At 74.3% G+C, this 21,811-nt stretch carries 19 protein-coding genes; 9 read left to right on the top strand and 10 right to left on the bottom strand.

Translation table 11 applies throughout. The features are described 5' to 3' along the window. Positions 1–6: 6 nt before the first annotated feature. From QYM41_RS06710 to nth, 3 genes are all read right to left on the bottom strand, one after another. Positions 7–3,714, bottom strand: a complete 3,708-nt coding sequence (locus QYM41_RS06710; RefSeq protein ID WP_368798975.1) for an nSTAND1 domain-containing NTPase — start codon at positions 3,712–3,714, stop codon at positions 7–9. A gap of 108 nt (positions 3,715–3,822) precedes the next feature. Beyond that, a complete protein-coding gene (locus QYM41_RS06705; protein ID WP_368798974.1) occupies positions 3,823–4,569 on the bottom strand; it encodes an NUDIX hydrolase in 747 nt (248 codons plus the stop codon). A 29-nt stretch (positions 4,570–4,598) separates the two neighbouring features. Next, positions 4,599–5,474 carry an endonuclease III gene (gene nth, locus QYM41_RS06700; RefSeq protein ID WP_368798973.1) on the bottom strand — a complete coding sequence of 292 codons (876 nt, stop codon included), beginning with the start codon at positions 5,472–5,474 and terminating at the stop codon, positions 4,599–4,601. 174 nt (positions 5,475–5,648) lie between these two features. Between nth and acs the strand changes: the two genes are divergently transcribed. After that, complete coding sequence (gene acs / locus QYM41_RS06695) at positions 5,649–7,598, top strand: acetate--CoA ligase (RefSeq protein WP_368798972.1); 1,950 nt, start codon at positions 5,649–5,651, stop codon at positions 7,596–7,598. Positions 7,599–7,708: 110 nt separating this feature from the next. Beyond that, positions 7,709–8,158: a type II 3-dehydroquinate dehydratase gene (aroQ, locus tag QYM41_RS06690; protein WP_368798971.1), complete on the top strand. Its 450-nt coding sequence runs from the start codon at positions 7,709–7,711 to the stop codon at positions 8,156–8,158. A gap of 16 nt (positions 8,159–8,174) precedes the next feature. Here aroQ and QYM41_RS06685 read toward each other — a convergent pair whose 3' ends face one another. Beyond that, positions 8,175–9,338 carry a MarP family serine protease gene (locus QYM41_RS06685; RefSeq protein WP_368798970.1) on the bottom strand — a complete coding sequence of 388 codons (1,164 nt, stop codon included), beginning with the start codon at positions 9,336–9,338 and terminating at the stop codon, positions 8,175–8,177. 256 nt (positions 9,339–9,594) lie between these two features. Here QYM41_RS06685 and QYM41_RS06680 point away from each other — a divergent pair, with 256 nt between their 5' ends. Further along, entirely contained in the window at positions 9,595–10,272 is a 678-nt protein-coding gene (locus tag QYM41_RS06680; protein WP_017832519.1) for a Crp/Fnr family transcriptional regulator, read from the top strand. A 97-nt stretch (positions 10,273–10,369) separates the two neighbouring features. Here the strand turns inward: QYM41_RS06680 and QYM41_RS06675 are convergent, their stop codons facing one another. From QYM41_RS06675 to QYM41_RS06665, 3 genes are read right to left on the bottom strand one after another with little or no spacing between them, the layout of a single operon-like run. After that, the gene (locus QYM41_RS06675; RefSeq protein WP_368798969.1) at positions 10,370–11,296 is read right to left on the bottom strand and encodes an NUDIX hydrolase; all 927 of its coding nucleotides are present in this window, start codon (positions 11,294–11,296) and stop codon (positions 10,370–10,372) included. Then, complete coding sequence (locus QYM41_RS06670) at positions 11,280–11,765, bottom strand: RidA family protein (protein WP_368798968.1); 486 nt, start codon at positions 11,763–11,765, stop codon at positions 11,280–11,282. Before QYM41_RS06670 ends, QYM41_RS06675 begins: the two co-directional genes overlap by 17 nt. Before the next feature lie 37 nt (positions 11,766–11,802). After that, the gene (locus QYM41_RS06665) at positions 11,803–11,997 is read right to left on the bottom strand and encodes a DUF4177 domain-containing protein (protein ID WP_031282517.1); all 195 of its coding nucleotides are present in this window, start codon (positions 11,995–11,997) and stop codon (positions 11,803–11,805) included. Between the two features lie 91 nt (positions 11,998–12,088). Between QYM41_RS06665 and QYM41_RS06660 the strand changes: the two genes are divergently transcribed. Both QYM41_RS06660 and QYM41_RS06655 read left to right on the top strand, forming a co-directional pair. Then, a complete protein-coding gene (locus QYM41_RS06660) occupies positions 12,089–14,245 on the top strand; it encodes a transglycosylase domain-containing protein (RefSeq protein ID WP_368798967.1) in 2,157 nt (718 codons plus the stop codon). A 14-nt stretch (positions 14,246–14,259) separates the two neighbouring features. Beyond that, positions 14,260–15,183 (top strand): metallophosphoesterase, encoded by a 924-nt coding sequence (locus tag QYM41_RS06655; RefSeq protein ID WP_368798966.1) that lies wholly within the window; start codon positions 14,260–14,262, stop codon positions 15,181–15,183. On the opposite strand, the gene QYM41_RS06650 is transcribed toward QYM41_RS06655, so the two are convergent. Together QYM41_RS06650 and QYM41_RS06645 are read right to left on the bottom strand one after the other, a co-directional pair. Further along, a complete protein-coding gene (locus QYM41_RS06650; protein WP_368798965.1) occupies positions 15,173–15,766 on the bottom strand; it encodes an RBBP9/YdeN family alpha/beta hydrolase in 594 nt (197 codons plus the stop codon). The genes QYM41_RS06655 and QYM41_RS06650 overlap by 11 nt on opposite strands. Then, entirely contained in the window at positions 15,763–15,921 is a 159-nt protein-coding gene (locus QYM41_RS06645; protein ID WP_368798964.1) for a hypothetical protein, read from the bottom strand. The genes QYM41_RS06650 and QYM41_RS06645 overlap by 4 nt, the downstream gene beginning before the upstream one ends. A gap of 282 nt (positions 15,922–16,203) precedes the next feature. Here QYM41_RS06645 and QYM41_RS06640 point away from each other — a divergent pair, with 282 nt between their 5' ends. The 4 genes from QYM41_RS06640 to QYM41_RS06625 all read left to right on the top strand — a co-directional run bounded on the left by QYM41_RS06640 (position 16,204) and on the right by QYM41_RS06625 (position 21,093). Then, entirely contained in the window at positions 16,204–19,053 is a 2,850-nt protein-coding gene (locus tag QYM41_RS06640) for an FAD-binding and (Fe-S)-binding domain-containing protein (protein ID WP_368798963.1), read from the top strand. Between the two features lie 67 nt (positions 19,054–19,120). Continuing rightward, positions 19,121–19,600 carry a MarR family winged helix-turn-helix transcriptional regulator gene (locus tag QYM41_RS06635; RefSeq protein ID WP_368798962.1) on the top strand — a complete coding sequence of 160 codons (480 nt, stop codon included), beginning with the start codon at positions 19,121–19,123 and terminating at the stop codon, positions 19,598–19,600. A gap of 5 nt (positions 19,601–19,605) precedes the next feature. Then, positions 19,606–20,028, top strand: coding sequence for an organic hydroperoxide resistance protein (locus QYM41_RS06630; RefSeq protein ID WP_368798961.1), 423 nt, complete (start codon positions 19,606–19,608; stop codon positions 20,026–20,028). 57 nt (positions 20,029–20,085) lie between these two features. Then, positions 20,086–21,093 carry an NADP-dependent oxidoreductase gene (locus QYM41_RS06625; RefSeq protein WP_368798960.1) on the top strand — a complete coding sequence of 336 codons (1,008 nt, stop codon included), beginning with the start codon at positions 20,086–20,088 and terminating at the stop codon, positions 21,091–21,093. A gap of 9 nt (positions 21,094–21,102) precedes the next feature. Here QYM41_RS06625 and QYM41_RS06620 read toward each other — a convergent pair whose 3' ends face one another. Beyond that, positions 21,103–21,801, bottom strand: coding sequence for a haloacid dehalogenase type II (locus QYM41_RS06620; RefSeq protein ID WP_368798959.1), 699 nt, complete (start codon positions 21,799–21,801; stop codon positions 21,103–21,105). Positions 21,802–21,811 lie beyond the last annotated feature (10 nt).

Raw genomic sequence — 21,811 nt, 5'->3', positions numbered from 1 at the left:
GTGGTCTCAGCACAGCTCCCGGTAGGGGGCGCCCGTGACGTGCCGGCGCCACTCGTCCTCGGTGATCGGGTCGCCCCGCTGGGTGCAGATCGCCGCGACCGCGTCCTCGGCGTCGACCAGCCAGCTGCGCACCACGCCGTCGTCGCCGGTGCCGACCAGGCGCTCCCCGACGAAGCGGACGTCGTTCATCCGGTCGCCGGAGGCGGACAGCGCGGCGTGCACGGCGAGATCCGCGGCGCCCACGGTCCACATCCACACGAACTTGTCGCCGGAGGCGCCCGCCAGCAGCCCTCCGTCCGGGGAGAAGTGCAGCCCCTTGACGGAGGACAGGGCGTCCGAGGTCTCGGCCACCGGCCGCGGATCGGCCGGGTCGGCGACGTCCCAGAGGCGCACCCGGCCCGCCTCGGTGCCCACGGCCAGCAGGTCCGCCACCGGGGAGAACGCGATGGCGGTGGCGACGGAGTCGAGGGCCAGCTCCGCCGTCCGCCGCGGGGCCGCGGGATCGGTGACGTCCCACAGCTCCACGCCGTTCGCGTCGTCCGCGGCGGCCAGGAGCGTGCCGTCCGCGCCGAAGCGCGCGGCCTCCGTGCCGGCGACCGGGATCGTGGCCACCCGCCGGAGCGGCCCCTCGGGCCCCCGGCGCAGCAGGGCGATCTCGGAACCGACCTCGGACCACGCCACGATCGTGTCCCCGTCCGCCGTGACGTCCGCGCCCGTGACGCCGGCGCCGATGGCCTCGGCGCGCTCCGGCTCCTGCGGCCGGCCCTCGTCCAGGGGCCACACGAGGACGTCGCCGTCCTCGGTCCCGCCGGCGACGACCGAGGCGTCGGGGGCCACGGCGCCGGCGTACCAGAGCTCCTCCCCGGGCGGGGCCTCGGGAGCCGGCAGCGGCCGCGGGGCGTCGTCCGTGACGTCGAAGAGGGCGACGACGTCGGAGCCGATGCCGACCGTGCTCAGCACCGTGTGCTCCCGGTCGACGGAGAGCTGGTAGACGGGCTCGCCCCGCCGGTCGATGACGGGCCCGCGCCGGTCCCAGGAGCGGGTGGTGCCGTCCTGGGACGTGGTCAGCACCCGGTCGCCCACGGTCAGGGCGCTGGTGACCCGGGCGGCGGTGGGGAAGGAGTCCACGCGCGCGAGGTCGGAGAGCCGGTGCACGTAGGCGCTCTGGTCGAAGCTGGCGGCCACGACGCGCTCCCCGTCCGGGGTGAAGGCGACGTCGCTGATCCAGCTGCCGAAGTCGCTGATGGTCCCGGAGCGGGAGATCTGCTCGCCCGCCACGTCGTAGAGCCGCAGCTCGCGGGCGCTGAGCCCGGCGGCGAGGCGCGCGCCGTCGTCGTCGAGGTCCAGGGCCCGGACCACCCGCCCGGTCGGGACAGGCTCGAGGCGCTCGGCGCGGGCGCCGTCCGTGGCGTACCGGGTGATCTCCCCGGCGGTGCCGCCCGCGTACACGGTGCCGTCGGGGGCGGCCGCGAGGGCCAGGACGTCGGCGTCCTCCCCCAGCGGCAGGGGCGGCAGCCGCTCGGGGGACCGGGGGTCCTCGATCGACCAGCGCAGCACCTCGCCCCGGCCGCCCGCCAGCAGCTGCCGGCCGTCGGGCGAGAGGACCACGGCGTTGACCGGTGTCGACGCGCCCACGTCGAGCCCGCCCAGCCGGCGGGCCGGGCGCTCGGTGACGTCCCACAGGCTCACGTGCCCGCGCCCGCCCGCCGCCGCGAGGACCCGTCCGTCCACCGCCCGCAGGTCCACGTCGGCCAGCCCGGGCGCGCCGTCGACCACGGCGAGGTCCTCCCGGTTCTCGTGCAGGCTGCTGCTCTGCCGCCACACGGACAGCCGCCCGTCCCCCGCGGCACGGGCGACGACGGAGCCGTCGTCCAGCGCCGCGAGCCGGGACGCACCGTCCGGGCCGAGCCACCGTTCCGGGGCGTTGACCGCGGTGGCGTCGATCAGCGCGGAGGTGCCCTCGCGGGTGGGAGCCATCCGGTAGGCCGCGAGGCTCAGCTGCGAGGCCAGGTTGGGCGACTCGCCGCGGATCCTCGACGCCTCGAGCGCGGTCTGGCGGGAGAGCGCCTCGTCGCGGGCGATCTCCGCGTCGGCCTGGAAGCGCTCCGCCCGCACCCCCAGGGCGCCGGCCACCACGGCCGCGCAGACCGCCAGGGCCAGCAGGACGAGGGCCACGTGGCCGCGCCGCTCGATCTCCCGGGCGGCGCGCTTCTGCCGCTCCAGGGCGTCCTCGTAGTGGCGTCCGCTCTCCTCGAGGTACTCGCGCTCGGCGAGGCTCAGCAGCGCCTGCTGGCGCGGGTCCCCGGTCCAGTCCCGGAAGGAGGCCAGCTGGCCCAGCGGGATGAGCGCGAGGGGGTCGCGGTCGTTGGCGAGCCACATCAGGGTGGCGCGCTGCAGCTGCTGCCGGACGTAGAGGTCGCGGCGGCTGTCCTCGATCCAGCGGCTGAGCCGGGACCAGTGGTCCAGCAGGGACTCGTGGCTGAGCTGGATCTCGTCCCGGTCGATGGTCAGCAGCCGGGCGCGGGCGAAGTCCTCGACCACGGCCGGCCCGCCCTCCGGCAGCTCCTCCCGGAGCACCGGGGTGCGCACCACCGTGGCGGAGCCGCCGGTGCCGACCACGCGCACCAGCCGCAGGAACACCGCTCGGGCCACCTCCTGCTCACGGGGTCCCAGCCGGGCGTGGACCTCCTCGGCCCGGCGCTCCACGGCCTCCGTGATGCCGCCGGCCGCGTGGTAGTCGGCGACCGTCAGCTCCCGGGTGCGGGCGTGCTCCCAGGTCCCGAGCATCGCCTGGGAGAGCAGCGGCAGCAGCCCCGCCCCCACCTCCGTGCCGCGCGGGGCGACGTCCCGCAGGACGACCTCGACCAGGTCCGGGGAGACGCGGGCGCCGACCGCCGCGGCGGGGCCCACGACGATCTGCTGCAGCTGCTCGCGGCTCAGCGCCCCGAGCAGCACCGGGTGCTCCAGGGCGGCGCGCAGCTCGGCGTGCCGGCTGGCGGTGCCGAAGAAGTCCGCCCGCAGGCCGACCACGACCACCCGGCCCCGGCTCGCCGCGGCGAGCCGGTCCAGGAACCGCCCGGGCTCCTCGGCGTCCCGGGCCGCCGTCCAGAGCTCCTCGAGCTGGTCGACCACCAGCAGGTCGGGGGCCGCGGCGACGGCCTCCTCGAGCCGGCCCACCGGGTCGAGGCCGGGAGTGGTGGCCACGGCGCTCCACCCGTGCAGGGGTCCGCCCTCGGCGCGCAGCCGCCCGAGCAGGCCCGCGCCCAGCAGCGAGGACTTGCCCGCGCCGGAGGCCCCCACCACGGCCAGGATGCGGGCCCCGCCGGCGTGCGCGAGCCGGGCGACCCGCTCGCCGAGCACCGTGACCTCCGCGGCCCGGCCGAAGAAGTGGGCCTCGTCCTCGGGCCGGTAGGAGCGCAGCCCCACGTACGGGGTGGAGTCCGGCCGCACGGGCGTGCGGGAGCGGCTGACGTCCTCCCACCACAGCTCCGCCGGGCGCTCGTCGGTCAGCCCGAGGGCGTCCAGCAGCGCCGTGAACTCCCCGCGCAGGGCCGGTCCGGGCAGGTGCGCGCCGCTGAGCCAGCCCTGGATGGTGCTGGCCGGCAGCCGGCAGGAGGCAGCGAGCGCGCGCACGGACAGGCCGCGGCGGCGGCGCGCGGCGCTGAGCTGCTCGGCGAGCGCAGGCCGCTCGGCGCCGGGTCGGGACGGGGCCACCGGGAGTCTCCTGGGGGGTCGTGGACGCGGGGGACCCTGGCATCGTAGGTCGGCCCGCGCGCGCCCCGGCAATGTTGCGCCCGGGAGGCGTCACGGGCCCGATCCGTGCTACAGCGGAGCGGGCAGGACCCGGCCGGCGTCCCACGGCACGGCCCAGCCGAGCGCGGTCAGCACCCGGTCCAGGAGCACGCCGGTGAACCCCCAGACGGTCACGGACGAGTCGCTGCCGGGCACGGGCACCGTGAAGGCGGGCGAGCGGTAGGTCTGCCGCCCCCGCGTGACGCTCGCGGAGTGCCGGTTGGCCGGGTCCACGAGGTCCAGCACGGGGACGCGGAAGACGAGGGAGGACTCGGCGTGGTCCACGACGTCCACCGGGGAGACGTCCCGCCACCAGCCCAGCACCGGGGTGACCAGGTGGTTGGAGACGGGCAGCGGCACCGGGGCGAGGGCGCCGAGCACCTCCACGCCCTGCGGGTCCAGGCCGGTCTCCTCCTCGGCCTCGCGGACGGCCGCGCGGACGTGGGCGGCGCTGACCTCTCCGCCGGGCACGGTCAGCAGCTCGTGCAGGTCCCCGTCCTCGGGGTCGAGCCGTCCGCCCGGGAAGGCGACCTGCCCGGGGTGCGAGCGCAGGGTGGCGGCCCGCTGGACGAGCAGCACGTCGAGGTCCCGGCCCACCCCCTCCGCGTGCTCCGTGGCGTGCGAGGGCAGGTCGTCGAGCGCCCCGAAGAGGATGAGCACGGCCGAGCGGCGGTAGTTCTCGTCGATCTGCCCGATCCGCCACGGCTCGCGGTCCTCCATCCGCAGCTGCCGGCCGGTGCGGGCCACCCGCAGCAGGTCCTGGTAGGCGTCGCCCATGATCCGTCCTCCTCTCCCGTCGGTGCCCGTCACGAGCTCAGGGGCCATCCGTCGGCCTGCAGCTGCGCCCGGGTCCGCCCCGCGAGGAACTGCTCCAGCAGCTCCTCGCGGCCGGGAGCGAACTCGTACTTGAGCAGCGCTGCCGCCTGCGCGGTGTCCGTGGGCCCCTCGCCGTAGGACGGGCACAGGTCCGCGACGGGGCACGCGCCGCACGCGGGGCGCCGGGAGTGGCAGATGCGCCGCCCGTGGTAGACGAGCCGCTGGGACAGGTCCGTCCAGTCGCGCGGCTCGAACAGCGCGGCGACGTCCCGCTCGACCTTGACCGGGTCCTCCTCCTGCGTCCAGCCGAAGCGGCGGGCGAGCCGGCCGAAGTGGGTGTCCACGGTGAGGCCGGGGACCCCGAAGGCGTTGCCGAGCACCACGTTGGCGGTCTTGCGGCCCACGCCGGGCAGGGTGACGAGGTCCTCCAGCCGTCCGGGCACCTCGCCGTCGTGGTCGTCCACGATCTTCTGCGCGAGGGTCCGGATCGCCCGGGTCTTGTCCCGGTAGAAGCCGAGCGGGCGGACGATCTCCTGCACCGCGGCCTCGTCCGCCTCCGCGAGCGCCCGCGGCGTGGGGCAGGCGGCGAACAGGCGCGGGGTGGTCGCGTTCACCCGCACGTCCGTGGTCTGGGCGGAGAGCACCGTGGCCACGAGCAGCTCGTACGGGGAGCGGAAGTCCAGCTCGGCGACCGCGTACGGGTACGTCTCGGCGAGCACCGCGTTGATCCGGCGGGCACGCCGCTTGCGCGCCAGCGGGGACTCCGGGGCGCCCGTGCGCCGGCGTCGTGCGGCACCGGCGCGAGCCTTCGCGGGGTCCACCACGCGCAGGTGGGCGGGCGGGCGGGGCACGGCGGGGAGGACCATGCCCCGATTCTAGGCGGCGCGCCCGGGGCCGCTTCCGTGACCCGGCGCGGCGCGGCCTCTGTGGAACCGGGTGCACCGATCGTCTAGGGTGACAACGACACTATGTGAGCCGCGACACGGACGTCCGGTGTTCCGGGGGCCCGTGCGCGGCGTGCCACGAGAAGGGAAGACCACATGGCTTCGGAGACCACGCCTGTCGAGACCAAGACCTTCGCCCCGAACCCCGAGTTCGCGGCGCAGGCCAACGCCACCGAGGAGCTGTACCGGCAGGCGGAGGAGGAGGGCGTCGACTTCTGGGGCCGCCAGGCGCGCGAGCTGCTGAGCTGGGACAAGGAGTTCACCGAGGTCCTGGACTGGACCAACCCCCCGTTCGCGAAGTGGTTCCAGGACGGCACCCTCAACGCCTGCTACAACGCCGTGGACCGGCACGTGGAGGCCGGCAACGGGGACCGGGTGGCCATCCACTTCGAGGGCGAGCCCGGCGACAGCCGCAGCTACACCTACGCCGAGCTCAAGGACGAGGTCTCCCGGGCCGCCAACGCCATGGAGGCCCTGGGCGTGGTCAAGGGCGACCGCGTGGCCCTGTACCTGCCGATGATCGCCGAGGCCGTCATCGCGATGCTGGCGTGCGCGCGCATCGGCGCGATCCACTCCGTGGTCTTCGGCGGGTTCTCCGCGGACGCGCTGCTCTCGCGCGTGGAGGACGGCGAGGCGAAGCTCGTGGTCACCGCGGACGGCACCTTCCGCCGCGGCAAGCCGTCCATGCTCAAGCCGGCCGTGGACGACGCCCTGTCCCGCGGCGGCTCCTCCGTGGAGCACGTGCTCGTGGTCCGCCGCAACGAGTCCGACATCGAGATGACCGAGGGCCGGGACGTGTGGTGGCACGAGGCCGTCGGGTCCGCCTCCACGGAGCACACCCCGTCCGAGCAGGGCGCCGAGGACCCGCTGTTCATCCTCTACACCTCCGGGACCACCGGCAAGCCCAAGGGCATCATGCACACCACGGGCGGCTACCTCACCCAGGGCGCGTTCACGCACAAGTACGTGTTCGACCTCAAGCCGGAGACCGACGTCTACTGGTGCACCGCCGACGTCGGGTGGGTCACCGGCCACTCCTACGTGGCCTACGCGCCCCTGGTCAACGGCTCCACCCAGGTGATCTACGAGGGCACGCCGGACTCCCCGCACCGCGGCCGGTTCTGGGAGATCGTGCAGAAGTACCAGGTCTCGATCATGTACACCTCCCCCACCGCGATCCGCACGATGATGAAGTGGGGCGAGGAGATCCCGGCCGAGTACGACCTCTCGTCCCTGCGGGTGCTCGGCACCGTGGGCGAGGCCATCAACCCGGAGGCGTGGACCTGGTTCCACCGGGTCATCGGCGGCGGCCGCTGCCCGATCGTCGACACCTGGTGGCAGACCGAGACCGGCGCCATCATGATCTCCCAGCTGCCGGGCGTCACGGTCGCCAAGCCGGGCTCCGCCCAGGTGCCCATGCCCGGGATCAAGGTCGACGTCGTGGACGACAACGGGCAGCCGGTGCCGAACGAGACCTCCGGCTTCCTCGTGCTGCGCGAGCCGTGGCCGTCGATGCTGCGCACCATCTGGGGCGACGACGACCGCTACGTGGACACGTACTGGTCCCGCTTCGGCGACATGTACTTCGCCGGCGACGGCGCCAAGCGCGACGCCGACGGCGACGTGTGGATCCTCGGCCGTGTCGACGACGTCATGAACGTCTCCGGCCACCGGCTCTCCACCCCGGAGATCGAGTCCGCCCTGGTGTCCCACCCGTCCGTGGCGGAGGCCGCGGTCGTGGGCGCCACCGACGAGACCACCGGGCAGGCCGTGATCGCCTTCGTGATCCTCTCCGACCACGCCGCGGCGGAGGACCGGGACAAGGCCGAGCTGGCCGAGGAGATGCGCGCCCACGTGGGCAAGGAGATCTCCCCGATCGCCAAGCCCAAGAAGGTGCTCATCGTGCCCGAGCTGCCCAAGACCCGGTCCGGGAAGATCATGCGCCGGCTGCTCAAGGACGTGGCGGAGGACCGCGAGGTCGGCGACGTCTCGACCCTCGCCGACCAGACGGTGATGCAGCAGATCGTGGACTCGCTGGCCAGGTAGTCCGCGCCCACCGCTCCGCAGCGCCCCCTCGCCCCTGCCGCGCGAGGGGGCGCTGCGGCGTCCGGGGACCGTTCCCGGACCGTCGCGCGCCGGAGTGAGAGGATGCGGGCATGACGACCACGCGCAGACCGATCTACGTCCTCAACGGCCCCAACCTGAACCTGCTCGGCACGCGCCGCCCGGAGGTGTACGGCACCACGACGCTCGCCGACATCGAGGAGGCCGTGCGCGCCCGCGCCGCCGCGGGCGGCCGGGACGTCGAGTTCCACCAGTCCAACCACGAGGGCGTGCTGGTCGACCGGATCCAGGAGGCCCGCACCGCGGGCGCGGCGATCATCATCAACCCCGCGGCGTTCACCCACTACTCGATCGCGATCCACGACGCGCTCGAGGCCGCGGAGCTGCCCGTGGTCGAGGTGCACCTGTCCAACGTGCACCGGAGGGAGTCCTTCCGGCACACCTCCTACGTGTCCCTGCAGGCGGACGTGGTCATCGCCGGGGCCGGCGCCTTCGGCTACGAGATGGCCGTCGAGCACCTGCTGCGGACCCTCGGAGGCTAGCCGGCCAGCCAGCCCCTCAGGCCGCGCAGGAGCCGGACCCCACGGCCTGCGTGCTGCCGCCGGTGGCCTCGAGCGCGCCGCGCAGCTCGTCCAGGGTCAGGGCGTAGCCGACCTGCCCCTCGAGGGCCTTGGCGAAGACCACGCCGACGACGGTGCCGTCCTGCGCCACCAGCGGGCCGCCGGAGTTGCCCTGCTGGACCTGCCCCGCCAGCTGGATGATCTCCATGGTCCCGCCGGTGCCCTGCACGGGCGCGAGCGCCGTGCCCTGCACGGTGGCGGACCCCGCGGCGAACGGCCCGCCCAGGGGGTATCCCATGAAGGCGACCAGGTCCCCGGCCGCGGGGTCCTCCCCGAGCGCCAGGGGGTCCAGCGGCAGGGACGGCACGGAGAGGACGGCGAGGTCGGCGGCCGGGTCGTAGTGCACCACGGCGGCGGAGTGCACCTGGCCGTCCTGGGTCTGCACGACCGGTTCGCCCACCCCGGCGACCACGTGCGCGTTGGTCACCACCTGCCCGGCGGCGGTCACGAAGCCCGAGCCGGTCTGGTTCTGCCGGCACTCCACCGCCATCCCGTACACCTGCACCACGGAGCGGCCCGCCTCCTGCAGTGCCGGGGTGTCCACGCTCTCGTCCGGGGCCTCCTGCGCGGGGAAGAGCAGGGCGTCCAGCTGGCGGATGCCGGTGGCCCCGCCCACGGCATCCCGGGCCTCGGTCACCGCCTCGCGCACGGGCCCGGGGGTGTGCTCGTCGATGGTGCGCAGCACCGTGGAGGACGCCACCTGCTGGGACAGGGAGGGGATCCCGAGCTGGCCGACGAGCGAGCCGAGCAGCGAGAGCACGAGCGCGGCGACGGCCACGTCCAGGGCCGCCCCGGCGATCCGGTTGAGCGCGCCCAGGCGCATCCGCTCGGTCACGGCGGACAGGGCCCGCCCGAGCAGTCCGCCCAGCATCTGCCCCGCCACCAGCAGGACGATCACCGTGACGAGCACGGCGCCCACCCGGTACTGCGCCTCCACCTGCGCGCTGACCCAGGGGGCGGCCGAGAACGCCGCCACGCCGCCGAGCACGAGCCCGGCCAGGGAGAACAGGGAGTTGAAGAAGCCGCGGCTGAACCCGTAGAAGAGGTAGCCCAGCAGCACGACGGCCAGCAGGACGTCGAGCAGGTTGAAGGACGGGGACATCGGGTTCCTCTGCGAGTTCTCTGTGGGGCCGGGAGCCGGGTGCGAGCCCCCAGCATAGGGAGCGCGGCTGTGAGATCCGTGGAGCCTTCCTGTCGCCCCGCCCCGGCCCGCCACGCCCGTCCTTGGGAAACGCGCGCCGGAGACACTACAGTGAACGTCAGGTACGTTAGGTCGCTCACACACCGGTGCGGGCGGCTCCCGCTGACATCGGCCGCCGCGGGCCCCTGCCCGGCGGCGGCACTTCTTGAGGAGAACCATGGATATCGACGTCCTCCGCCGCGCTCCCCTGTTCGCGTCCCTGGACGATCAGGCGTTCGCCGCCCTCACCGAGGAGCTCACCGAGGTCGACCTCTCGCGCGGCTCCACGCTGTTCCACGAGGGCGACCCGGGTGACCAGCTCTACTTCATCATCTCGGGCAAGATCAAGCTGGGCCGCACCGCCCCGGACGGCCGGGAGAGCCTCGTGGCGATCATGGGCCCGGGCGAGCTGTTCGGCGAGATGGCGCTGTTCGACCCGAGCCCGCGGTCCACGTCCGCGACCGCCGTGTCCGAGACCCGCCTGGCGGGGCTCAAGCACGAGAACCTCAAGAAGGTCATCGAGCGCTCCCCGGACGTCTCCGCGCAGCTGCTGCAGGCCCTGGCCCGCCGGCTGCGGCGCACCAACGAGAGCCTCGCGGACCTGGTCTTCTCCGACGTGCCCGGCCGCGTGGCCAAGGCCCTGCTGGACCTGGCCGACCGCTTCGGCCGGCCCGCCACGGACGGCATCCTCGTGGCGCACGAGCTGACCCAGGAGGAGCTGGCGCAGCTCGTCGGCGCCTCCCGCGAGACGGTCAACAAGGCGCTGGCCGAGTTCGTCCAGCGCGGCTGGATCCGGCTCGAGGCGCGCGCCGTGGTGATCCTGGACCTGCAGCGGCTCAAGCAGCGCAGCCGCTGAGTCCCGCCCACCGGCGACGGCCCGGTCACCCGCACGGGTGACCGGGCCGTCGCCGTCTCCGCGGCCGGGCGCGGCGGTGGGCTCAGGTGAGGTCGAGTCAGGTGAGGTCGAGGCGCAGCACGGGCCGCCCGTCGACGACCTCCAGCACCGGGTTGCGGGCCACCACGGCCCGCTTCCGTGCGAGGAAGGAGATCGCCGAGGAGCACTCGGCCACGGACTCGAGCACGCACTGCACGCCTGGGGAGGAGAGGTCGTCGACCGTGCGGCCCACGGTGTCCTCCCGGCCCACGAGGTCCCCGAGCCAGCTGCCCTCCGGGTCCGCGACCGCCTGGGCGGCGTCCACCCACCGGCCCCAGACGCCCTTGGACTCCAGCACGGACGGCACCTGCCCGTCGGGGACCACCGCCGTGAAGTAGTGGATGTCGTAGCGGCGGTGGGCGAAGTCGGAGGTGATCCAGTGCGCGAGGGGCTTGAGCAGGTCCGAGCGCAGCACGAGGCGGCGCCGGCCCAGCACCTGGGCGAGCGAGACGTCCCCCAGGGCGAGGGCCTCCCGGGAGCGCATCCACTCGGCGCCCTCCACGGATTCGACGGTGCTCATGCCGTCCGCCCCCGCCAGCAGCACCCCGGCCTCCTCGAAGGCCTTGCGGACCGCGGCGACCACGGCGCGCCGGGCACGGCCCAGGTCGCCCTCGGTGCCGAGCCGGCGGGCCCAGTCCGAGGGGCTGGGCCCGGCCCAGTCCAGGGGGTCGTCGTCGTGGGCCTCGAGAGTGCCGCCGGGGAAACCGACGGTGCCGAGCGGGGAGTTGCCCGGCCGGTAGGCGAGGTAGGTCTCCACCCCGTGCTCCCCGTCCCGGACGAACACCACGGCGGCGGCGGGCGAGGGGGCGCTGCCGGGGATGCCGGCGCCGCGCTCGATCCACGCCTGCGCGGCCTCGCGCTGGCTCTCGGGGATCTCGAACCAGCGCACGGCCGGCCGGCGGTCCGCCCGGGAGGACGGGACGGGCGGATCAGCGGAACTCGGCAACGAGCTCCACCTCGACCGGTGCGTCGAGCGGCAGGACCGCGACGCCCACCGCCGAGCGGGCGTGCACGCCCGCGTCCCCGAAGATCCGGCCCAGCAGCTTGGAGGCGCCGTTGACGACACCGGGCTGACCGGTGAACCCGGGGTCGGAGGCGACGAAGCCGACGACCTTGACGACCCGGACCACCCGGTCCAGGTCCCCGACGGCCTCCTTGAGCGCGGCCACGGCGTTGAGGGCGGCCCGGGCGGCGAGCTCGTGGGCGGTCTCGGGGGAGACGGTGCCCGCGGTCCCGGACGCGGACACCTTCCCGGTGGCGGGCAGCTGCCCGTCCACGAAGGGCAGCTGGCCCGAGGTGTGCACCCACGAGCCGGTGACCACGGCGGGGACGTAGGCGGCCACGGGCGCCGCGACGGCCGGGAGCTCGAGACCGAGCTCGGCCAGGCGGGATTCGACGGCGGAGCCGTTGTGCATGGAGATCCTCCGGAGTTCTCGGGGCGGCAGCCGGCCGTCAGCCCTTGGGACGCTTGAAGTAGGCGATGGGGTTGGTCTGCACGGGCGCGTTCACGTTGCCCGCCGGGACGTCGGCGGGGGTGGAGCCGGGCAGCACGGTGACGAGCTCCCACCCGTCGTCGCCCCAGTTGTCGAGGATCTGCTTGGTCGCGTGGATCATGAGCGGCACGGTGGCGTATTCCCAGGTAGTCATGGCCCCAGCGTAGCCACGAACGCCGGGACGCGCTCCGCGGTGACGGGTGGCACACCGGCGACGGTCAGGTTCACGCTTGTAGACTGTCCGAATGGCTTCCCGCAAGAACCCTGCCGCGCAGGCACCGTCGGCTCTGGGCAACATCGTGGCGTTCGTCGCCACGAGCATCGTTGCCGGCATCGTCGCCGCCGGTCTCCTGGTCCCCCCCGCAGCCGCCACGGGCCTCGCCGCGAACGCCTCGATCGGGTGGTTCAAGGACCTCCCGGCCCAGATGGAGGCCGGGCCGATGTCGCGCGCCTCCACCGTGGTGGCCCGGGACGGGACCGAGATCGCCACCTTCTACGCGCAGAACCGCACTCCCGTGGGCCTGGACGAGATCTCCCCGCACATGGAGGCCGCGATCCTCGCGATCGAGGACCGCGACTTCTACGAGCACGGCGGAGTGGACCTCGGCGGCATCCTGCGCGCCCTGGGCAACAACATCATCCATCCGGACGCCCGCCAGGGCGCCTCGACCATCACCCAGCAGTATGTGAACAACCTGCTCATCGACTCCCAGGTCCGGGCCGGCGAGGAGGCCACCACCATCGGCGCCGACAAGGGCTACACGGACAAGATCAAGGAGATCAAGCTCGCGCTGTCCATGGAGCAGGAGCTGAGCAAGGACGAGATCCTCGAGGGCTACCTGAACATGGTGCTCTTCGGCGGGCAGAACTACGGCGTGGAGGCGGCCGCCCAGTACTACTGGGGCATCCCCGCGTCCGACCTGAGCATCTCGCAGGCCGCCGTGCTGGCCGGGATGGTGCAGTCCCCGAACTACTACGACCCCGCCGCGAACCCGGAGGCCGCCACCGAGCGGCGCAACATCGTGCTGGACACGATGCTCACCACCGGCGCGATCACCCCGGAGGAGCACGCGGCCGCCGCCGCGGAGCCGATCGAGGTGGACCTGCACCCCACGAACTCCGGGTGCACGGCCGCGGAGATCGCGCCGTACTTCTGCGACTACGTGGAGAACTCCATCCTCCAGGACTCGGCGTTCGGCGAGACCCCCGAGGAGCGGCTCAAGACGCTGCAGCTGGGGGGCCTTACGATCACCACCACGCTCGACATCGAGGCCCAGCGAGCGGCCCAGGAGTCCGTCAACGAGACGCAGCCCCGGGACGACAACCCGGACAACGTCTCCACCGCGCTGGTCTCCCTCGAGCCCTCCAACGGGGACATCGTGGCGATGGCGCAGAACACCTACTACTCCACCGCCGAGGGCGACTCCAACACCACGTACAACTTCAACGTGGACTCCTGGATGGGCGGGGCCGGCGGGTTCCAGGTCGGCTCGACCTACAAGCCGCTGACCTACGCCGCGTGGCTCGACGCCGGCAACGGCGCCGAGGACGAGATCGACGCCTCCCAGACGAAGTGGCCCGCCGACTACCGGTGGAAGGCGTCCTGCCTCGAGCGCGGGTACAAGATCGAGCCCGGCCGGAACAACGACGGGTTCGAGATCCAGAACGCCGAGTCCGGCTACACCCGGGAGATGGAGGCCGACTTCGGCCTGTACAACTCGATCAACACCGCGATCTACGCGATGGCCGAGGACCTCGACCTGTGCGACATCGGGGAGATCTCCGAGTCGCTGGGCATCGTCAACGGCAAGAACGGCGAGCCGGTGGACACCACGGTCCTCTCGTCCCTCCTGGGCGGGTCCGTGGACATCTCGCCCATGACCATGGCCCGGGCCTACTCCGCCTTCGCCAACCGCGGCGTGATGTGCGAGCCGCGGGCCCTCGAGCGGGTCGTGGACTACACGGGCAAGGAGTACGACATCCCCGAGACGTCCTGCGAGCGCGTCATCAGCGAGGACGTGGCCGACGGCGTGAACTTCGCGCTCAACCAGACCCTGATCCGCGGCTCCGGCTGGCAGCGGGAGATCGGGCTGCCGGGCGCGTCCGCGGCCAAGACGGGCACCACGGACAACTCGACCCAGACCTGGATGGTGGGCTACACCAAGGGTCTGGCCACGGCGTCCTGGGTGGGCAACTACGAGTTCGGCTCCCGCTCCCTCAACGGGCTGTCCATCGGCGGGGAGCGCACCACCGGCGACGACTGGGTGGACGGCTCCACCTACGCCGGCGCCCAGTGGCAGCGGTTCATGCGCGACGTGGCCCGGGACTACGACACGGACGAGTTCGAGGAGCCCGACGACGACGTGCTCGAGGGCCGCAACGGCACCTCCGAGCCCGGCTGATCCCGGCCGCCCGGATGCCCAGCGCACCCACCCCTCCGCCCGCCGTCGCGCCCGCCCTGCGCACCGCCGCCGCCGTGACGGCCGCCGCCGCCGGCGCGGCGGCGGGCCTCGGCGCCTGGGGCGTCGTCGTCGAGCGCCGCCGCTTCCAGCTGCGCACGGAGCGGCTCCGGCTGCTGCCCGGGGGCAGCGCGCCGCTGCGGATCCTGCACCTGTCCGACCTGCACGTCTGGCCCGGCCAGCGGTCGGTCCGGGAGTTCGTGCACTCGCTCGCGGCGCTGGAGCCGGACCTCGTGGTGGACACCGGGGACAACCTGTCCCACCCCGAGGCCCTGCCCTGGCTGCTGGAAATCCTGGAGCCCCTGCTGCGCCTGCCCGGGGCCTACGTCCCGGGGTCCAACTGCTACTTCGCGCCGCGGCCGAAGAACCCGTTCCGCTACCTGTGGCGGGACACCTCCGGGGAGGGCCGGGACGAGGCCCCCCGGCTGCCCACCCAGGACATGCACGACGCGTTCGACGCCGCCGGCTGGACGCCGCTGATCAACCGCGCCGCCCGGATGGAGGTCGCGGGCCTGACCCTGGACCTCTCCGGGGTGGACGACCCGCACCTGGGCTACGACCGGCACCCCGGCTTCGGCGACCCGGCCACGGCGGACCTGCGCCTGGGCGTGGCCCACGCCCCGTACCTGCGCACCCTGGACCGCTTCGCCGCGGACGGCGCGCAGCTCGTGCTGGCGGGGCACACCCACGGCGGGCAGGTCTGCCTGCCGGGCGGGCGGGCGCTGGTCAGCAACTGCGACCTCGAGCCGGAGCGCTGCAAGGGTCTCATCACCCAGGGCGGGGTGCCGGTCAACGTCTCGGCGGGCCTGGGGACGTCCCGCTTCGCGCCGATCCGGCTGTTCTGCCCGCCGGAGGCCGTGCTGCTGACGCTCACCGACTGAGCGGGCCGCCGCCGCGCGGCCGCAGGGCCTCGAGCACCTCGGGAAGCCGGGTGACGCCGTCGGAGCCGCAGAAGTGCCCGGCGCCGGGCACCACCTGCACCGGGGCCTCCAGCCGCGCCGCGAGCGCCTCGGTGGCGGAGGCGGGGACGGTCGGGTCGTCGTCGGAGCGCAGCACCAGCCGGCGCCGCGTGTTCGCGCGCACCGCGGAGACGTCCACGTCCTCGGCCAGGAACCGGTCCAGCTGCGGCAGGCCCTCGAGCGGCCCGGTGAAGCCGGCCACGAGCACGAGCCCGCCCAGCGTCCAGGGACCGGGCAGGCCGGCCAGGTGGCGCAGCAGGGTGAGGCAGCCGAGGCTGTGGCCCACGAGGTGGGTGTGCTCGTCCGGCTCGCCCACCGCCCGCGCCACGGCCGCCCGCCACGCGCCGGCCTCGGGACGGGACGGCTCCGGGAGCTCCACGACGTCCGTGGGCACGCCCTCGGCCTCGAGGCGCTCCCGCAGCCACGGGAACCAGTGCCGGTCCGGGGCGGCGTCGTAGCCGTGCACCACCACGACCCTGCGGACGTCCGGCCCGGGGCCGCTCACCCGGAGATCTCGGGGACCGCCACGATGATCCGGTGGTTGGTCCGCTCGCACAGGTACATCTCGACCGTGCCCTCGGGCACGGGGCCTCCCTCGGGCCACTGGTCCTCGGGGATCTGGCGCAGGGCTCCGCCGCAGGACGGGCAGTTGGGATCCATGGTGGTCTCCTCCGGATGTCGGGGCACGGGCTGTCGGGCCCGTGGCCCGAGCCTCTCCCAGATCGGCCTCTCCCACAATCCCCCGCGCCGCTCCGGAACCGGCCGGAGCGGGCGTCCGGGCGGAGCCGGAGAGGAAGCCGCGGCCGGGCGGAGCCGGAGAGGAGGCCGGGGCCGGGCGGCGCAGGACGGGGACGGCCGGAGGGGCCGGTGCCGGGGCGGGGGGTCGTTGCCTACACTGTGTCGTGGGCCACACCGGCTGCGCCGACCTCCGGAGGAGACACCATGACCGCCCCCAGCACGCGCCGCTCCCCCGCCCCCGAGGCCCTGGTGGAGGACCTCCGGACCTGGTGCGGCCGCAACGCCGTGGTGACCTCGGAGCTCGAGCACCGCGCCCTGGCCCACGACGCCTCGCACTACCTGCTGCAGCCCGCCGCGGTGGTGCGCCCGCGCTCGGCGGCGGACATGGGCAACCTCTTCCGGGCGGTCGCCCGGCACGGCCTGGGCCTGACCTTCCGCGCCGGCGGGACGTCCCTGTCCGGGCAGTCCGTGACGGACCAGGTGCTGGTGGACGTCCGCCGCAACTTCCGGGACGTCGAGGTGCTGGACGGCGGCCGGCGGGTCCGCGTGCAGCCGGGGGCCACGGTGCGCCAGGTCAACGCCCGGCTGGCCCCGTACGGCCGCCGGCTGGGACCGGACCCGGCGAGCGAGGCCGCGTGCACGATCGGCGGCGTGGTGGCCAACAACTCCTCGGGCATGGCGTGCGGCACGGAGACCAACACCTACCGGACGCTGGAGTCCCTGGTGTTCGTCCTGCCGTCCGGGACCCGGGTGGACACCGCGGACCCGGACGCCGACCGGCGGCTGCGGGAGCTCGAGCCCGGTCTGCACGAGGGCCTGCTGCGGCTGCGGGACCGGGTGCGGTCCGACCCGGCGTCGGTGCGCACCGTCCAGCGGCAGTTCTCGATGAAGAACACCATGGGCTACGGCCTCAACTCGTTCCTGGACCACGACGAGCCGGCGCGGATCCTCGAGCACCTGATGATCGGCAGCGAGGGCACCCTGGGCTTCGTGGCCGAGGCGGTCTTCCGCACGGTGGAGATCCTGCCCTTCACCGCCACCGGGCTGTTGGTGTTCCCGGACCTGGCCGCGGCCACCCGGACCGTCCCCGCCCTGGTGGAGGCGCGCTCCGCCACGGTCGAGCTGCTGGACGCCACGTCCCTGAGGGTCTCCCAGCGCACCGGCCTGGCCCCGGCGCAGATCCTCGACGTGGAGGTCCAGGACCACGCGGCGCTGCTGGTCGAGTACCAGGGCCGCACCCGCGAGGAGGAGCAGGAGCTCTCGGCCGGCGCCGCCGCGCTGTTCCGCACCCTGGACCTCACGGTGCCGCCGGCGCTCACGGACGACCCCGCGGCCCGGGCCGCGCTGTGGACCGTGCGCAAGGGCCTCTACACCACCGTGGCGGGGGCCCGGCCGAGCGGGTCCAACGCGCTGCTCGAGGACGTCGTCGTCCCCGTGGCGGAGCTCGGCGAGACGTGCGAGCAGCTCACCGGGCTCTTCGACGCCCACGGCTACCGGGACTCCGTGATCTTCGGGCACGCCAAAGACGGCAACGTGCACTTCATGCTCAACGAGCAGTTCGACCGCCCGGATTTGCTGGCCCGCTACGAGCGCTTCACCGAGGACATGGTGGACCTGGTCCTCGCCCACCACGGCTCCCTCAAGGCCGAGCACGGCACGGGGCGCAACATGGCCCCGTTCGTGCGCCGGCAGTACGGTGACGAGCTCTACGACGTCATGGTCCGCCTCAAGCGGCTCGTGGACCCGGGCGGCCTGCTGAACCCGGGCGTGCTGCTCAACGAGGACCCCACGGTCTACGTGCGGGACCTCAAGACCGCGCCCACGGTGGAGCAGGAGGTGGACCGGTGCGTGGAGTGCGGCTACTGCGAGCCGGTCTGCCCCTCGAAGGACCTCACCCTCACGCCCCGGCAGCGCATCGTGGGCCGCCGGGAGATCGCGGCGGCCGAAGAACGCGGGGACGCGGAGCTCGCCGCCCGGCTGCGCGCCGAGTACGACTACGAGGGCCTGCAGACGTGCGCCGTGGACGGGATGTGCGTGACGGCCTGCCCCGTGCTGATCAACACGGGGGACCTCGTGCGCCGGCTGCGCGCCGAGGACCACAGCCGGGTCGCGGACGCCGGCTGGGGTGCTGCGGCGAAGGCGTGGGGGGCGACGACGACGGGCGCGGGACTCGGCCTGACGGCCGCGAAGGCCCTGCCCACCGTGCTGCCGGCCACCGCGACCGCCGCGGCCCGGGCCGTGCTGGGCGCCGAGCACGTCCCGCAGTACAAGGACGAGCTGCCCGCCGGCGGGCCGCCCCGGCCGCGCCGGCAGGACCCGGCGGCGGAGGCCGTGTTCTTCCCGGCGTGCATCAACACGATGTTCGGCACGGCCGCGCGCGCCGGGGACCGCGAGGCCCTGACGGCCTCCCAGGCGTTCCTGGCCCTGTGCGACCGCGCGGGGGTGCACGTGACGGTCCCGGAGGGCATCGGCGCCCTGTGCTGCGGGACGCCGTGGAAGTCCAAGGGGCTGCCCTCGGGCTACGCCACGATGTCCGAGCGGACGCTGGCGGCGCTGTGGGAGGCGACCCGCCAGGGCGAGCTGCCGGTCGTCTGCGACGCCGCGTCCTGCACCGAGGGCCTGGAGACCATGGCCGAGCTCGCGGCGGCGTCCAGCGAGTACCACGCGCTGCGGTTCGTGGACGCGGTGGAGTTCGTGGCCGACCGCGTCCTGGGGCACCTGACCGTGCGCCGGCCGATCGCCTCGATGGCGCTGCACCCCACGTGCTCGAGCGTGCACCTGGGCATCACGGGCGCCTTCGAGACCCTGGCCCGGGCGATCAGCGCGGACGTGGTGGTGCCGGCGGCCTGGGGCTGCTGCGCCTACGCCGGGGACCGCGGCATGCTGCACCCCGAGTTCACGGCCTCGGCCACCGCCGACGAGGCGCGGGAGGTCGGCGGGCGCCGCTTCGCGGCCTACGCCTCGCTCAACCGCACGTGCGAGCAGGGCATGACGGAGGCCACCGGCCACCCCTACCGGCACGTCCTGGAGCACCTGGAGGAGGCGACCCGCTGACCCGCTCCGCACATTGGTTGCGCACAACCGAGTTGTGCGCAACTGTCTTTCTTGCCAGCATGGGGTCATGGACGCAGATCTCCGGCTCGACGCACAGCTGTGCTTCGCGCTCTACGCCGCCTCCCGGGCCACCACCGCGGCCTACCGCGAGCCGCTGGCGGAGCTCGGGCTGACCTACCCGCAGTACCTCGCGCTGCTCGCGCTGTGGGAGGAGGACGGCCCGACCGTCTCGGCGCTGGGCTCCCGCCTGCACCTGGACAGCGGCACCCTCTCCCCGCTGCTCAAGCGCATGGAGACCGGCGGCCTCCTCGAGCGCCGCCGCGGCCACGACGACGAGCGGCGGGTCACCGTCCACCTCACGGACGAGGGCCGCCGGCTGCGCGAGCGCGCCCCGGCCGTGCAGCGGCGGGTCCTCGAGTCCTCGGGACTGACCCCCGGGGAGATGGAGACCCTGCACCGGCTGGCCCGCAGGATCGGCGCCCCCGCCGGCAAGGACAACACCGACACCACCCACCCCACCACCACCCACACCAGCACTCAGGAGTGAGCACCATGGACACCGTCTACACCGCCGAGGCCCTCGCCACCGGCTCCGGCCGCAACGGCCGCACCCGCACCACCGACGGCCGCATCGACCTGGACCTGGCCGTCCCCCAGGAGATGGGCGGCTCCGGTGACGGCGCCAACCCGGAGCAGCTCTTCGCCGCCGGCTACGCCGCGTGCTTCCACTCCGCCCTGCAGATGGTCGCCCGGCAGGAGAAGGTGACGCTCGGCGACTCCAGCGTGGGCGCCCGCGTGGGCATCGGCGGCAACGGCCAGGGCGGCTTCGGCCTCGAGGTCGACCTGGAGGTCGTGCTCCCGGACCTCGACCAGGACACCGCCCGGTCCCTGGCCGACAAGGCCCACCAGGTCTGCCCGTACTCGAACGCCACCCGCGGCAACGTCGACGTCCGCGTGACCGTCGCCGACGACTGATCCCGCTCCCCCGCCCGCACCGCACCGCACCGGACCGTCCACCCCTCAGGAGAACCGATGACCCTTCCCACCAGCACCCGCCAGGTCGTGCTCGCCTCACGCCCCGAGGGCACGCCGACGTCCGAGAACTTCCGGCTCGAGGAGGCCCCGCTGCCCGAGCCCGGCCCCGGACAGGTCGTGGTCGCCAACCGCTGGATGTCCGTGGACCCGTACATGCGCGGCCGGATGAACGACGTGAAGTCCTACGTCCCGCCGTTCCAGGTGGACCGCCCGCTCGACGGCGGCGCCGTGGGCGAGGTCGTCGCCTCCTCCGTGCCCGGGCTGCCCGTGGGCGCCACGGTGCTGCACGGCGCCGGGTGGCGCGAGCACGCGGTGGTCGACGCCGGGTCCGCCACCCTGGTGGACCCGGAGGCCGCGCCGGAGTCCGCCTACCTGGGCGTGCTCGGCATGCCGGGCCTCACCGCGTACGCCGGGCTCATGGCGGCGGCGCGCTTCCGGCCCGGGGACACCGTGTTCGTCTCGGGCGCCGCCGGGGCCGTGGGTTCCCTGGTGGGCCAGATCGCGAAGCTCAGCGGCGCCGCGCGCGTGGTGGGCAGCGCCGGCTCCCCGGAGAAGGTCGCCCGCCTGCTGGAGCTCGGCTTCGACGCCGCCTTCGACTACCACGACGGCCCGGTGCTCCCCCAGCTGCGGCGCGCCGCGCCCGAGGGTATCGACGTGTACTTCGACAACGTGGGCGGCGAGCACCTGGAGGCCGCGATCTCCGCGCTGAACCCGCACGGGCGCGTGTGCCTGTGCGGTGCCATCTCGCAGTACAACGCGACCGAGCCCCCGGCCGCACCGCGGAACCTGGCGCTGGCGATCGGCAAGCAGCTGAGCCTGCAGGGCTTCCTGGTGAGCGGTCACCAGGACCTCGGCCCCGAGTTCCGCGAGAAGATGGCCGGCTGGCTGGCGGCCGGCGAGATCCGGTGGGACGAGACCGTGCGCGAGGGCCTCGACGACGCCCCGCAGGCGTTCATCGACCTGCTCGCCGGCGCCAACACCGGCAAGATGGTCGTCAAGCTGTGAGCCGAGCGCTCAGCCGGTGACCTCCGCGCCGCCGGCCTCCAGCCGCGCGGCGAGCTCCCGCACCCCGGACACCCTGAGGTCCGGGGTGCGCGCGTACTGCGGATAGGGCGCTCCGTGCCGGTCGATCCAGGCCGTGCGCATCCCGGCCCGGGCCGCCCCGTGCAGGTCCCAGGGGTGCACGGCGATCATGAGCATCCGCTCCAGCGGCACGCCCCACACCCCGCTCGCCCAGCCGTAGGCCTCGGACGCGGGCTTCCAGCACGGCGCGTCCTCGACCGAGCAGACCTGCTCGAAGTGCTGCCGCACCCCTCCGCGCTCGAGCAGGCCCTCGGCGGTGGCCGCGGAACCGTTGGTCAGGGCGGTGAGCCGGAACCCGGCCGCCGCCAGGGCGCGCACCCCGTCCGGGACGTCCGCGTGCAGGGACAGCCCCTGCACGGCGTCCAGGACGTGGCGCACCGCGTCCTCCACGTCCCGGGAGGGCGGGTGGGTCGTGAAGAGCGTGCGGGCCGTCTCCTGCCCCAGCACGGAGAACGGCTGGGCCTCCCCGTGCACGGCCAGCGCGAAGCCCTCCCGCAGCACGGTGGCGAACCACGTGGCCGCCAGCTCCCCCGGCACGCCCACCTCCTCGAAGGCGTGGTGCAGGGGTCGCATGTCCGAGAGGGTCTCGTTCACGTCGAACACGAGGACGGGCCGGTCGTCGGCGGTCATGGCGGATCCT

The organism is Kocuria oxytropis, assembly GCF_040981195.1.
GTDB classification, from domain to species: Bacteria; Actinomycetota; Actinomycetes; order Actinomycetales; family Micrococcaceae; genus Kocuria; species Kocuria oxytropis.
The sequence above is the reverse complement of the archived record's forward strand: the minus strand, read 5'-3'. Positions and strand labels throughout refer to the sequence as shown.